We start from the raw sequence: 12630 nt of genomic DNA, 5'->3' as shown, positions 1-12630 counted from the left end.
CCGGCCATGACCACCCTCGCGCACACCCCGGCCACCCTCACCCGTGACGCCCTGACCGTCCTCCAGCCCGGCTTCACCGGCACCACCGCCCCCGACTGGCTGCTGCGCAGACTCGGCGAGGGGCTGGCCTCCGTCGGGCTGTTCGGCCGGAACATCACCTCGCCCGAACAGCTCGCCGCCCTCACCGCCCAACTCCGCGCCGAACGGGACGATGTGCTGGTGGCGATCGACGAGGAGGGCGGCGACGTCACCCGGCTGGAGGTGCGCGGCGGCTCCTCCTTCCCCGGCAATCTGGCCCTCGGCGCCGTCGATGACCCGGGACTGACCCGCGCGGTCGCCCGGGAGCTGGGCCGTCGGCTCGCCGCCTGCGGAGTCACCCTCAACTGGGCACCCTCCGCCGACGTCAACTCCAACCCGGACAACCCGGTCATCGGCGTCCGCTCCTTCGGCGCCGACCCCCGGCTCGTCGCCCGCCACACCACCGCCTGGATCGAGGGCCTCCAGAGCGCCGGTGTCGCCGCCTGCACCAAGCACTTCCCCGGCCACGGCGACACCGCCGTCGACTCCCACCACGCGCTGCCGCGGATCGACGCCGGACTCGACACCCTGGCGAGGCGCGAACTGGTGCCCTTCCGCGCCGCCGTGGCCGCCGGGACCAAGGCCGTGATGAGCGCCCACATCCTGTTGCCCGCGCTCGACGCGGAGCACCCCGCCACCCTCAGCCCCGCCGCGCTCCACGGACTGCTGCGCGGCCCCGTCGCCGACGGCGGCCTCGGCTTCGACGGCCTGATCGTCACCGACGGTATGGAGATGCGGGCCATCTCCACCGCCTACGGCATCGAGCGCGGCAGTGTGCTGGCCATCGCCGCGGGCGCCGACGCCATCTGTGTGGGCGGCGGCCTCGCCGACGAGGACACCGTGCTCCGGCTGCGTGACGCCCTGGTGGCCGCGGTACGCGAGGGGCGGCTGCCCGAAGCGCGGCTCGCCGAGGCTGCCACGCGGGTACGGGCGCTGGGGGAGTGGACCCGGCGGCACGGCGGGCCGGGCGCGGCGGAGGGGATCGCGCCCGCCCCTGAGGTCGGGCTCTCCGCGGCCCGGCGGGCGCTGCGGGTCACCCCCGGCGGTGCGGGGTACGCACCGCTGACCCGCCCCGCGCATGTCGCCGCCCTCACCCCGATGGCCAACATCGCCGTCGGCGACGAGACACCCTGGGGGGTGGCCGCCGAACTCACCCGGCTGCTGCCCGGTACCACCACCGCCGCCTACGGACGCCAGGACGCCGAGATGGGCGGTGTCCCCGCCCTGCTCGAGAACCTGCTCGACCAGGCGGCGGACCGTACGATCGTCGCAGTGGTCCGCGATGTCCACCGCCACCCCTGGATGGCAGACACCCTGGACGCCCTGCTCACCGCCCGGCCCGACACGGTCGTCGTCGAGATGGGGGTGCCCCAGGCGCCGCCGGCCGGGGCACTGCACATCGCGACCCATGGCGCCGCCCGGGTCTGCGGACGGGCGGCCGCGGACGTCATCACCGGCGGCGCGGCCGGGGTATGACATCAGCGAGAACCAGCGGCCCAGCCACCTGGAGGCACCCAGCATGTCCGCCACGACAACGGCCGAGCACGGCGAGCAGCCGGGCCGGATCATGTCCGGTGAGATGGCCGAGCAGCCCGCGGTGCTGCGCCGGATCCTGGACGAGGGCACGCCGAGGATCCGGGAGACCGCCGCGCGGATCGCCGCCCGCAATCCGCGCTTTGTGCTCCTGACCGCGCGGGGCACCTCCGACAACGCCGCGCTGTACGCCAAGTACCTGCTGGAAGTGCTGCTGGGGAAGCCCTGCGGTCTGACCTCCATGTCCACCACCACCGCGTACGGCGCCCGGCAGGACCTCACCGACGTCCTGGTGATCACGGTCAGCCAGTCGGGCGGCTCCCCGGACCTGGTCGCCTCCACCGAGGCCGCCCGCGCGGCCGGTGCCATCACCCTGGCGGTGACCAACAACGCCGACTCGGCCCTGGCCGCCGTCTCCGAGTTCCATATCGATGTGCTGGCCGGACCGGAGAAGGCGCTGCCCGCCACCAAGACCTACACCGCCGAACTGCTCGCGCTGTACCTGTTCGTCCAGGGGCTGCGCGGGGGCGACGGCTCGGCCGCCAAGGTGCTGCCCGACCTCGCCCAGCAGATCCTGGACCGGCGGGGTGAGATCAAGCAGCTGGCCGCCCGCTACCGGTTCGCCGAGCGCATGGTCCTCACCTCGCGCGGCTACGGCTACCCCACCGCCAAGGAAGCGGCGCTGAAGCTCATGGAGACCAGCTATATCCCGGCCCTCTCCTACTCCGGCGCCGATCTGCTGCACGGCCCGCTGGCCATGGTCGACAACATCTCTCCGGTGATCGCGATCGTCACCGAGGGAAAGGGCGGCGCGGCGCTCCAGCCGGTGCTGGAGCGGCTCCGCGGCCGCGGCGCGGACCTGGTGGTCATCGGCGCGCAGACGGAGGTGGACCGCGCCTCCGCCGGATTCGCCCTGCCCACCGGCGGGGTGGCCGAGGAGGTCCAGCCGATCCTGGAGATCCTGCCGCTCCAGATGCTGGCGTACGAGGTGACCATCGCCCGGGGCCAGGACCCGGACGCCCCCCGGGCGCTGGCGAAGGTGACCGAGACCCGCTGAGCGGGGGCCGCGCGGACCCGGCCGCGGCACACAAAAAGGCCCCCGTCGCCGTGTGGTGAGGCGCGGGAGCCGTGGTGTGCCACCCGCGGGCCGCGGCGCCAGAGCGGGACCCTCAACCCGCCCGGCACCGCAGCCCGGGTTGCGCCGGCCGAGCGGCCGGCCACGAGGCGCCCGGTGCGGTCAGGGCAGAGCGCGCCGGGTACCCGATCCGCCCTCCTGTGCGGGGAGTGCGGAAGATCGCAGTGCTCGATTATTCTGGACTAGACCACTAACGTCTGTCCATGCTCGTGCGCGGACAGGCTAATCCATCCAGGCGGGTAGGCTCACACCGTGCCCTCCATGAACGACCTCGTCCACCAGCACACCGCCCTCGGCGATGCCGATCTCGAATGGCTTCACCTGCTGGTATCGGAGTGGCAGCTGCTCTCCGACCTGTCCTTCGCGGATCTTGTGCTCTGGGTGCCGACCAGCGATGGCACGCGGTATGTCTCGGTGGCGCAGATGCGGCCCAACACCGGCCCCACCTCCTATCAGGACGACATGGTCGGTCATCTCGTACCCCGCGGCCGCCGCCCCATGCTCGACGCCGCCCTCGACGAGGGACGGATCGTCCGCGAGGGCGACCCCGAGTGGCGCGAGGAGGTTCCGGTCCGGGTGGAGTCCATCCCGGTCTGCCGGGAGGGCCGGGTGCTCGGCGTCATCGCCCGCAACACCAATCTGCTGACCGTGCGGACCCCCAGCCGGCTGGAGCTCACCTACCTCCAGAGCGCCTCCGACCTCGCCCAGATGATCTCCGACGGCGCCTTCCCCTTCCCTGGCCAGCAGGTCGACATGGATGCCTCGCCGCGCGCGGGCGACGGGCTGATCCGGATGGACGCCGACGGGGTGGTCCAGTACGCCAGCCCCAACGCGCTCTCCGCCTACCACCGGCTCGGCCTGGCCGCCGATCTGGTCGGCCACCACTTGGGCCAGACCACCGCCGAACTCGCGCCGGTGCGCGGTCCGGTGGACGAGGCGCTGGTCAAGCTGGCCAGTGGCTGGGCGCCCCGGGAGTTCGAAGTCGAGGGCGGCGACGGGGTGATCCAGCTCCGGGCCATTCCGCTCAAGCCCAAAGGCGCGCACATCGGTTCGCTGGTGCTGCTGCGGGATGTCACGGAACTGCGGCGGCGCGAACGTGAGTTGATCACCAAGGACGCCACCATCCGGGAGATCCACCACCGGGTGAAGAACAATCTCCAGACGGTGGCCGCGCTGCTGCGGCTCCAGGCCCGGCGGATGGACTCGGCGCAGGGCCGGGAGGCGCTGAACGAGGCGGTGCGCAGGGTCGGTTCGATCGCGATCGTCCATGAGACGCTGTCCCAGAACCTGGACGAGCGCGTCGAGTTCGACGACATAGCCGACCGGGTGCTGGCCATGGTGGCCGAGATCTCACCGGGCAAGGTGACCGGGCAGCGCGCCGGGCGCTTCGGCATTCTGGACGCGGAGGTCGCCACCCCGCTGTCCATGGTCCTCACCGAGGTGTTGCAGAACGCGCTGGAGCACGGCTTCGGACCGGGGGAGCACGGCACGGTCGAGGTCGCGGCGGTGCGCAGTGGCAGCGGCGAGGACAGCAGGCTGCGGGTCACCGTGCAGGACGACGGCCGCGGGCTGCCGGAGGGCTTCGATCCGCAGCGCGCCGGAAACCTCGGGCTCCAGATCGTCCGCACCCTGGTGGAGGGGGAGCTCGGCGGCAGCTTCGACATGTTGCCCGCTCCGGAGCGCGGCACCCGGGTGGTGCTGGACTTCCCGGTGCCCGCCGAGAAGCGCTGACCCCGCTCTTCCGTTCTCTTCCGGACAGCTTTCCTCCGGACAGCACTGAGCCCCCGGACCGGATGGTCCGGGGGCTCAAAGCTCACGTTGCTGTGCGCATCGGGGTTACTGCGCGCTGCGGCTCGGGGGCCACGGGGCGTTCAGGGTCAGGCGCTGGCGTTGCGCGCCCGGTTCCGAGCGGCACGGCGCTTCATCGCGCGGCGCTCGTCCTCGCTGAGTCCACCCCAGACGCCGGAGTCCTGGCCGGACTCAAGCGCCCACTGCAGGCACTGCTCCATGACGGGGCAGCGGCGGCAGACGGCCTTGGCTTCCTCGATCTGCAGCAGCGCAGGACCAGTGTTGCCGATGGGGAAGAACAGCTCGGGGTCTTCCTCGCGGCAAACGGCGTTATGACGCCAGTCCATGGCTGCTCCATCTCCTCGCGATTGCGGGTTCGTTGCTTGTGAATGTGAACGCTTTCACGAATCCCCCCACAAGGGTAGGGACGTCAACCAGTTGGGGCTGGTGCGGTCCCGTGGAATGAAGAGGGGGTTCGGGCTCTCAAGGGGGCCGTTTGTTGGCCGTCCCGATCGCCAAGAAGAGATTCGCAAACCTCGGCGGCGGATACAACCCCTTCCGGAAAGTTTTTTTTGATTCCTTGGTGTCGACTAGGTCACAGCCGTACTTCCGTTGGGTGGAGGCCAGGCTAAACGTTCGACTGGAAGGACTTTTGGGGGTCTCACTCACACAATCACACGCAGTGCACGGCGTACACCTGTGAACGTCACACTCGTACGCAGTCCCAGATGGTCACCGTCCATCTGGAACGGCAGTGGCGCCTGGGAATGCAAGGTGAAGTCGGTCTCGTCATGGAGTGAGATCGCGTGCTTGCCGTGGGGCCCCCGCTCGGGGGTCGACATCAGCAGCTGGGTGGCGTAGCGGGTCATCGCCGGGGCCGACAGCTTGGTGAGTCCCAGCACGTCAAGTGCGGTGTCGAAGGAGGCCCGGGGCGCCGCGTAGACCGGGCGGTTGCCCAGAAAGGTCCAGGGAGTGGTGTTGCAGACTATCGCCAGGGCCAGATCCTTGATCGTGTCCTGGTCGGGCCGGTCCAGGCCGATGGTGCCGTGGCGCCGGTGCGGTTCCCCGAGGAACTGCCGGAGCATCTGCCGTATGTAGAGGGCGTGGGTCGACCGCTTGCCGCGTTCGCGCTGCTGTTCGACCCGGCCGATCACGCTCGCGTCGAAGCCGAAGCCGGCGCAGAAGGTGAACCAGCGGGCGGGTACCGCCTCGTCCGGGGTGCCCGGGGTGCCGCCCGCGAGCCCGAGGCCCACGGTCCGCTCGGTGCCGTCCCGCAGCGCGTCCAGCAGGGCGCCGGTGGCCTCGACGGCGTCATTGGGCAGCCCCAGGGCGCGGGCGAAGACATTGGTGGAGCCACCGGGGACCACGGCGAGCCGGGGCAGCTCCTCCGGGGCGGGGCCGTCGTGCAGCAGCCCGTTGACCACCTCGTTGACGGTGCCGTCCCCGCCCAGTGCGACCACCAGCTCATGGGTGCCGCCGTCGACCGCGCGACGGGCCAGATCGCGTGCGTGCCCCCGGTACTCCGTGGTCGCCACGTCCAGCTTCAGATCGCTGGCGAGCGCATGGATCAGTACGTCACGGGTGCGGGCACTGGTGGTGGTTGCTGCCGGATTGACCACAAGGAGTGCGCGCATGCGCGAAAGCCTACCCATCCGCGGTGAACGCCCGTACCCCCCGGGTGCGCCCCAACGGCCCGTGCGGCGGCTAGGCTGCTGGGGTGAGCAGTAAGAAGTCCGCCCCCGCCAAGAAGGCCCGCGCCGCCGGGACGGCGCCGCAAGGGAAGAAGGCGCCGCAGGGGAAGCAGGCACAGCGGGCCGCCGCCGCGCCCGCCGCTGCCGACACCACCCCCGACGTGCCGCGCCCGGCGCGGATCACCGCTGCCGCGGTGCTCGCCGCCGTCGAGGGTGTGGTGCTCGTGGGCTTCGGTGTCTATGTACTGATCATGGGGCTGACCGGAGACCCCGAGAGCCCGCAGCAGGCGGAGATGCTCGGAGTCACCGTGCTGGCGCTGGCCGCGCTGCCGCTGGTGGCCGCCCGCGGGCTGCTGCTGCTCCGCCGCTGGAGCCGCGGCCCCGCGATGATCACCCAGCTGATGGCGCTGCCGGTGGCTTGGACCCTGGTGCAGAACGGTGGCGGGCTGATCGCCGCCGGAGCGGCGACCGGGGTCGCGGCCCTCGCCGTGCTCGCGCTGCTGATCAACCCCACCGCGACCGAGGCGCTGGGGATCGGGCCGCGCGACGCCTGACCGGTGCGTCGCCCGCGCCCTTCCGCGCCGCCGCCCGCTACTCCTCCACCAACAGCCGGTCCCGCAGCTGGGCGAGGGTGCGCGCCAGCAGCCGCGAGACATGCATCTGCGAGATGCCGACCTCCTGTGCGATCTGCGACTGGGTCATATTGCCGAAGAAGCGCAGCAGCAGGATCTTCTTCTCCCGCGGCGGCAGATCCTCCAGCAGTGGTTTGAGCGACTCGCGGTACTCCACGCCCTCCAGCGCCTCGTCCTCGGCGCCGAGGGTGTCGGCGACGGCCGGGGACTCGTCGTCGGTGTCCGGTACGTCCAGGGAGAGGGTGCTGTAGGCATTGGCCGACTCCAGCCCCTCCAGCACCTCTTCCTCGGAGATGGACAGATGCTGGGCCAACTCGTGGACGGTCGGGGCGCGGCCGTGCCGCTGGGAGAGCTCCGCGGTGGCCGTGGTCAGCGACAGCCGCAGCTCCTGGAGACGGCGCGGCACCCGCACCGCCCAGCCCTTGTCCCGGAAGTGCCGCTTGATCTCGCCGACGACCGTGGGGGTCGCATAGGTCGAGAACTCCACCCCGCGGTCCGGGTCGAAGCGGTCCACGGATTTGATCAGCCCGATGGTGGCGACCTGGGTGAGGTCGTCCAGTGGCTCTCCGCGGTTGCGGAAGCGCCGGGCCAGATGCTCCACCAGCGGGAGATGCATACGCACGAGGTGGTTGCGCAGCTCGGCCCGCTCGGAGGAGCCCTCCGGGAGCTGACGCAGCTCGATGAACATCGCCCGCGCGCCGCTCCGGTCATGCGGATCGTGGTGATGCGTCTGCTCGTGGTCGTGCTGATCCATGTGGTCCGCCCGCTCTGGTCGGTCTCCCGCCGCCTCCGAGTCCGCGGGATGCGGCCGGGCCGGCGGGTGCGGGATGGCCGGGGTACCCACTCCCCGCGATGATGCAGTGTTCACGGAGCCCCCTCGTTCCGTCACGGCTGTCCGGGGCCGGCGCCGCGCTCCTTGTACAGGCTGATGGTGACCGTACGGTCCTCGGCCACGGTCGAGTCCACCTTGCCCGCCAGTGCGGAGAGCACCGTCCAGGCGAAGGTGTCGCGCTCGGGCGCGCGGCCGTCGGTGGTGGGAGCCGAAACGGTCACCTGCAATGCGTCGTCGATCAAGCGGAAGACGCAGCTCAGCACACTGCCGGGGACGGCTTGCTGAAGCAGGATCGCGCAGGCCTCGTCAACGGCGATACGCAGATCCTCGATCTCGTCAAGGGTGAAGTCCAACCGGGCTGCGAGGCCGGCCGTGGCCGTACGCAGCACCGACAGATACGCCCCCGCAGCGGGCAGCCGGACTTCGACGAAGTCCTGGGTCCCGGGCTCGCCTGCGATCTGGGACACCCTCACCTCCAAGGTGACACAAGCTGGTTGAGCTGAGCTGATTGGAGCGCCGCCCGTATGCCCCTATGGTGGAGGGAGGACAGTCGGCGCGATGTGTGGTTCGGCTGCGACGCTATCGCGATCTGCGGTTCGGTGTCGCCCGGACGAAGCACGGCCCCCGTCATGGGTGAACCCGACCCGAAGGTTCGCGATATCACTCATAGTAAGCACATGAGTACGCAGCGTGGCTAGGGGTCTGCGGTCTCAATTCGAAAGAGATATCGCCCCACCCAACGAATCGCTGGTCGAAGAGGTGCCCGGGGCCTGGGCGGCCAATGCGCGCAGCGGCTCCCCGGTCAGTCGGCGGACCGTCCACTCGTCCATCGGCTCGGCGCCCAGGGACTCGTAGAAGCCGATGGCCGGAGCGTTCCAGTCGAGCACCGACCACTCGAAGCGGGAGTAGCCCCGCTCCACGCAGATCCGCGCGAGCTCGGCGAGCAGCGCCTTGCCGTGGCCGCCGCCGCGCGCTCGCGAAGTGACGTACAGATCCTCCAGGTACACCCCGTGGGTGCCGGTCCAGGTGGAGAAGGAGCGGAACCACAGGGCGAACCCCACCGTCTCCGCGCCCTCTCCGGTGGCCTCCTCGGCGATCAGTGCGAAGACCGCCGGGTCCGGCCCGAAGAGCGCCTCACGCAGCTGCTCCTCGGTGGCCTTCGCCTCCTGCGGCGCCTTCTCGTACTCCGCCAGTTCCCGGATCATCGCGAGGATGGCCGGGACGTCAGACGGCTTCGCTGGCCTGATCATGTGATGAAGGCTAACCGGAGGCACCGGTGCCGCGGCAGTCGTCCGCACTAGACGATCAGCAGATCCACATAGCACCAGCGCCACTCCTCGCCTGGTTCGAAGCTGCGCATCACCGGATGGCCGGTCTCCTCGAAGTGCCGGGTGGCGTGGCGGTAGGGGGAGGAGTCGCAGCAGCCCACATGGCCGCACTCCAGACACATCCGCAGCTGCACCGGATGGCTTCCGGCGGCCAGGCACTCCGGGCAGGTGTCGGCCAGCGGCCGGGGATCGGGGCGCGGCAGGTCGGGAACATGAGTGCACTCGCTCATGATTGCCAGGTTAGACGCCACACGATGGGGACGGGCCGGGGCCGATGGATGTATTGCCGTTGTTGATGCTGGTCGCGGGCAGCGCCGCGATCGCGGGAGCGGCCCGGCGCACGCCTGTGCCCGCGCCGCTGCTGCTGGTGGCGGTCGGGCTGGTGCTCTCCTTCGTGCCGGGGGTGCCGGACTACACCCTGGACCCGGACGTGGTGCTGCCGCTGGTGCTGCCGCCGCTGCTGCACACCGCCGCGCTGGACAGTTCCTATCTGGATCTGCGGGCCAATCTGCGCCCGATCGGGCTGCTGTCGGTCGGATATGTGCTGTTCGCGACCGTCTCGGTCGGCGGGATCGCCTATCTGCTGGTGCCCGAACTGTCGCTGGCCGCCGCCCTGGTGCTGGGCGCGGTGATCGCACCGCCGGACGCGGTGGCGGCCACCGCCATCGCCCGCCGGCTCGGACTGCCGGCCCGGATGACCACGATCCTCCAGGGTGAATCCCTGGTGAACGACGCCACGGCGATCACCGCCTACCGGGTGGCGGTCGCCGCCGTGGTGGGGGAGGGGGTCTCCTTCGTGCACGGCGCGGGTGAGTTCCTGCTCGCGGCCGTCGGCGGGGTCGGAGTCGGTCTGGTGCTGATGGTGCCGCTGCACTGGCTGCGCCGACGGCTGCGCGATCCGCTGCTCCAGAACACCCTCTCGCTGCTCATCCCGTTCGTCGCCTACGCCGCCGCCGAGCAGGTCGAGGCGTCCGGGGTGCTGGCCGTGGTGGTCGTCGGCCTCTACCTCGGACACCACGCCTGGCAGGTCGACTTCGCCACCCGGCTCCAGGAGGCGGCGGTGTGGCGGATGATCGCCTTCATCCTGGAGTCGGCGGTGTTCGCGCTGATCGGGCTGCAACTGCGGGTGGTGCTCCAGGGCCTGGGGCCGTACGGCTCGGGCGAGGCCGCCGGGTATGCGCTCGTCGTCTTCCTGGCTGTGGTCCTCATGCGCTTCGCCTGGGTCTTCCCAGCGACCTTCCTCCCCCGGGCGCTCTCTCCCCGGATCCGCGAACGCGAACCGGGCGTCACCTGGAAGACCCCCCTCATCGTCGGCTGGGCCGGGATGCGCGGAGTGGTCTCGCTGGCCATCGCCTTCTCGATCCCGCCGACCGTGCACGGCGGGGAGGGTTTCCCGGCCCGCAATCTGATCCTCTTCCTGACCTTCACCACCGTGATCGGCACCCTGGTCGTCCAGGGGCTCACCCTGCCCGCCCTGATCCGGCGGCTGGGGGTGTCCGGCCGCGATCCCCAGGCCGAGACGCTGATGGAGGCACAGGCGCAGGCCGAGGCGTCCCGGGCCGCCGAGGCCCGCCTGGAGGAACTCCTCGCCGATGAGCGCAACGCGCTGCCGCCGCCCCTGGTCGACCGGCTGCGCCATGTGCTGGAACGGCGGCGCAACGCGGTGTGGGAACGGCTCGGCGCGGTCAACGAGGTGACCGGCGAGTCGGTGGACGACACCTACCGCAGACTCACCCGCGAGATCATCGAGGTCGAGCGGAGCGTCTTCGTCGAACTGCGCAACCAGCGCCGGATCGACGACGAGATGCTGCGCCGGCTGCTGCGCCGACTGGATCTGGAGGAGGCCGCCGCCTTCCGCGAGGAGGCCGCGGAGGGCGGGCTCTGAGCCGCCCGCCCCCGGGCCCCCGCACGGAACGAACGCGCGGTCAGGCCAGCCGCTCGCGGATCCGCGCCCGCATCGCGTCCATGGTGAAACCGCGCGGATCCACCTTGCCCGGCTGCCATTCCAGGTGGCCTATCACCGAGCGCTGAGTCCAGCCGTGATGGCGGCAGATCGCGGCCGAGGCCCGCTCGATCGCCTCCAACTGGGCCTCGGGCCACGGATCTTCGCCGTCCCCGAGGTTTTCGCATTCAAAGCCGTAGAAATGGCGATTGCCGTCCGTATTCGCCTCGTTGTCCGGGGGCAGCACCCGCTCGGCGATCACCGCCCGCAGCACATCGTCATCACCGAGACCGGCGTGGTTGGCCCGGCCGTAGCCGACCAGATGCACGGTGCCGTCCTTGGCGATCACGCCATGGCACAGCGGACCGGGCAAGGACTCATAGCCGTCCCGGCAGATCTCCACGGTCTGTGCGGTGCCGGAGGTGACGGTGTGGTGGATCATCACTCCATGCACAGGCCCCCAGGGGCCCTTGTGGTTTCTGTTGTGATTGCGCCAGTCCCCGACCTGCACCACGCGCAGGCCCTCGCGTTGTAACGCCGACAGGAAGTCCCCAGCGGACATGGGTGAGGCCATGACCGCCTCCGTTCTGCTCATGCGGCGGGCGCGCCGGCCGCGGCCCGCTCGTTCACCAGCTTGCTTACCCAATGCGGTCTCATAAACACATGGGGTGATTGGTTGGTGCGGGTGGCTATCGTGCGTTCTGATCCGCCCGACGACGCGCAGGAGAACCACGGCACCATGGACTACCAGGCAGTACTCGACGAGGTCGCGGCCCATGTGGAGCCACAGATCGGCCGGGGGCAGGTGGCCCAGTACATCCCCGCGCTCGCCGAAGTGGACGCCCATCGCTTCGGAATGGCCGTCGCCGACGTCGACGGCCGGGTCACCGGAGTCGGCGACTGGGAGGTGCCGTTCTCCGTCCAGAGCATCTCCAAGGCGTTCGGACTCGCGCTCGTCCTCGCCCAGGACGGCGAGAAGATCTGGCGACGGGTCGGCCGGGAGCCGTCGGGCAACCCCTTCAACTCCCTGGTGCAGCTGGAGTACGAGAACGGCATTCCGCGCAATCCGTTCATCAACGCCGGTGCCCTCGTCGTCACCGACCGGCTGCACAGCCTGACCGGAGACGCCAGCACCACCATGCTGGACTTCCTGCGCGCCGAGAGCGGCAACTCCGAGCTGGCCTTCGATCCGGCCGTGGCCGCCTCCGAATCCGACCACGGCGACCGCAACGCCGCCCTCGCGCACTTCATGGCCGGCTACGGCAACCTCGACAACCCCGTCCCGACCGTCCTGGAGCACTACTTCTGGCAGTGCTCGATCGAGATGAGCTGCCGCGATCTGGCGCTCGCGGGCACCTTCCTGGCCCGTCACGGACTGCGCGCGGACGGCTCCCGGCTGCTGTCGCGGCGCGAGGCGAAGCGGGTCAACGCGGTCATGCTCACCTGCGGTACGTACGACGCGGCGGGCGACTTCGCCTACCGGGTCGGGCTGCCCGGCAAGAGCGGTGTCGGCGGCGGCATCATCGCGGTGATCCCGGGCCGCTGCACCCTGTGCGTCTGGAGCCCCGGCCTGGACGCGCGCGGCAATTCGGTGGCCGGGGTCGCCGCGCTGGACCACTTCACGACGCTGACCGGCTGGTCGGTGTTCTGAGCGGTATGCGGCGGACTCAA

At 70.7% G+C, this 12630-nt stretch carries 13 protein-coding genes; 6 read left to right on the top strand and 7 right to left on the bottom strand.

Annotated elements, in window-relative coordinates; genetic code table 11:
- The first annotated feature begins 6 nt into the window (after nucleotides 1-6).
- The 3 genes from AC4BEG_RS10960 (at nucleotide 7) to AC4BEG_RS10950 (ending at nucleotide 4477) form a co-directional block, all read left to right on the top strand.
- On the top strand, nucleotides 7-1554 hold the full coding sequence (locus AC4BEG_RS10960) for a glycoside hydrolase family 3 protein (RefSeq protein WP_490705692.1): 1548 nt from the start codon (nucleotides 7-9) through the stop codon (nucleotides 1552-1554).
- Nucleotides 1555-1597: 43 nt separating this feature from the next.
- Nucleotides 1598-2668 carry an SIS domain-containing protein gene (locus AC4BEG_RS10955; RefSeq protein WP_490705691.1) on the top strand — a complete coding sequence of 357 codons (1071 nt, stop codon included), beginning with the start codon at nucleotides 1598-1600 and terminating at the stop codon, nucleotides 2666-2668.
- A gap of 339 nt (nucleotides 2669-3007) precedes the next feature.
- Nucleotides 3008-4477: a sensor histidine kinase gene (locus tag AC4BEG_RS10950; protein WP_490705690.1), complete on the top strand. Its 1470-nt coding sequence runs from the start codon at nucleotides 3008-3010 to the stop codon at nucleotides 4475-4477.
- A gap of 146 nt (nucleotides 4478-4623) precedes the next feature.
- Here the strand turns inward: AC4BEG_RS10950 and AC4BEG_RS10945 are convergent, their stop codons facing one another.
- Complete coding sequence (locus tag AC4BEG_RS10945; RefSeq protein WP_003953983.1) at nucleotides 4624-4881, bottom strand: WhiB family transcriptional regulator; 258 nt, start codon at nucleotides 4879-4881, stop codon at nucleotides 4624-4626.
- A 318-nt stretch (nucleotides 4882-5199) separates the two neighbouring features.
- Nucleotides 5200-6168, bottom strand: coding sequence for a diacylglycerol/lipid kinase family protein (locus AC4BEG_RS10940; protein WP_490705689.1), 969 nt, complete (start codon nucleotides 6166-6168; stop codon nucleotides 5200-5202).
- 83 nt (nucleotides 6169-6251) lie between these two features.
- On the opposite strand from AC4BEG_RS10940, the gene AC4BEG_RS10935 reads away from it, so the two are divergent.
- Nucleotides 6252-6779, top strand: coding sequence for a hypothetical protein (locus AC4BEG_RS10935; RefSeq protein WP_490705688.1), 528 nt, complete (start codon nucleotides 6252-6254; stop codon nucleotides 6777-6779).
- Between the two features lie 37 nt (nucleotides 6780-6816).
- Here the strand turns inward: AC4BEG_RS10935 and AC4BEG_RS10930 are convergent, their stop codons facing one another.
- The 4 genes from AC4BEG_RS10930 to AC4BEG_RS10915 all read right to left on the bottom strand — a co-directional run bounded on the left by AC4BEG_RS10930 (nucleotide 6817) and on the right by AC4BEG_RS10915 (nucleotide 9247).
- The gene (locus tag AC4BEG_RS10930; RefSeq protein WP_372444706.1) at nucleotides 6817-7725 is read right to left on the bottom strand and encodes an RNA polymerase sigma factor SigF; all 909 of its coding nucleotides are present in this window, start codon (nucleotides 7723-7725) and stop codon (nucleotides 6817-6819) included.
- A 17-nt stretch (nucleotides 7726-7742) separates the two neighbouring features.
- Nucleotides 7743-8156 (bottom strand): ATP-binding protein, encoded by a 414-nt coding sequence (locus AC4BEG_RS10925; RefSeq protein ID WP_201871347.1) that lies wholly within the window; start codon nucleotides 8154-8156, stop codon nucleotides 7743-7745.
- Between the two features lie 243 nt (nucleotides 8157-8399).
- Complete coding sequence (locus AC4BEG_RS10920) at nucleotides 8400-8939, bottom strand: GNAT family N-acetyltransferase (RefSeq protein ID WP_490705687.1); 540 nt, start codon at nucleotides 8937-8939, stop codon at nucleotides 8400-8402.
- Between the two features lie 47 nt (nucleotides 8940-8986).
- Nucleotides 8987-9247, bottom strand: a complete 261-nt coding sequence (locus AC4BEG_RS10915; RefSeq protein ID WP_490705686.1) for a UBP-type zinc finger domain-containing protein — start codon at nucleotides 9245-9247, stop codon at nucleotides 8987-8989.
- 44 nt (nucleotides 9248-9291) lie between these two features.
- Here AC4BEG_RS10915 and AC4BEG_RS10910 point away from each other — a divergent pair, with 44 nt between their 5' ends.
- Nucleotides 9292-10902, top strand: a complete 1611-nt coding sequence (locus tag AC4BEG_RS10910) for a Na+/H+ antiporter (protein WP_490705685.1) — start codon at nucleotides 9292-9294, stop codon at nucleotides 10900-10902.
- A gap of 40 nt (nucleotides 10903-10942) precedes the next feature.
- Here the strand turns inward: AC4BEG_RS10910 and AC4BEG_RS10905 are convergent, their stop codons facing one another.
- Nucleotides 10943-11533 carry an N-acetylmuramoyl-L-alanine amidase gene (locus AC4BEG_RS10905; protein ID WP_490705684.1) on the bottom strand — a complete coding sequence of 197 codons (591 nt, stop codon included), beginning with the start codon at nucleotides 11531-11533 and terminating at the stop codon, nucleotides 10943-10945.
- A gap of 165 nt (nucleotides 11534-11698) precedes the next feature.
- On the opposite strand from AC4BEG_RS10905, the gene AC4BEG_RS10900 reads away from it, so the two are divergent.
- Nucleotides 11699-12610 (top strand): glutaminase, encoded by a 912-nt coding sequence (locus AC4BEG_RS10900; protein WP_490707053.1) that lies wholly within the window; start codon nucleotides 11699-11701, stop codon nucleotides 12608-12610.
- Nucleotides 12611-12630 lie beyond the last annotated feature (20 nt).

This window comes from Streptomyces sp. JLBJ103, from assembly GCF_058215575.1.
Note: the sequence above shows the minus strand (reverse complement) of the source record. Positions and strands in the feature narration are given on the sequence as shown.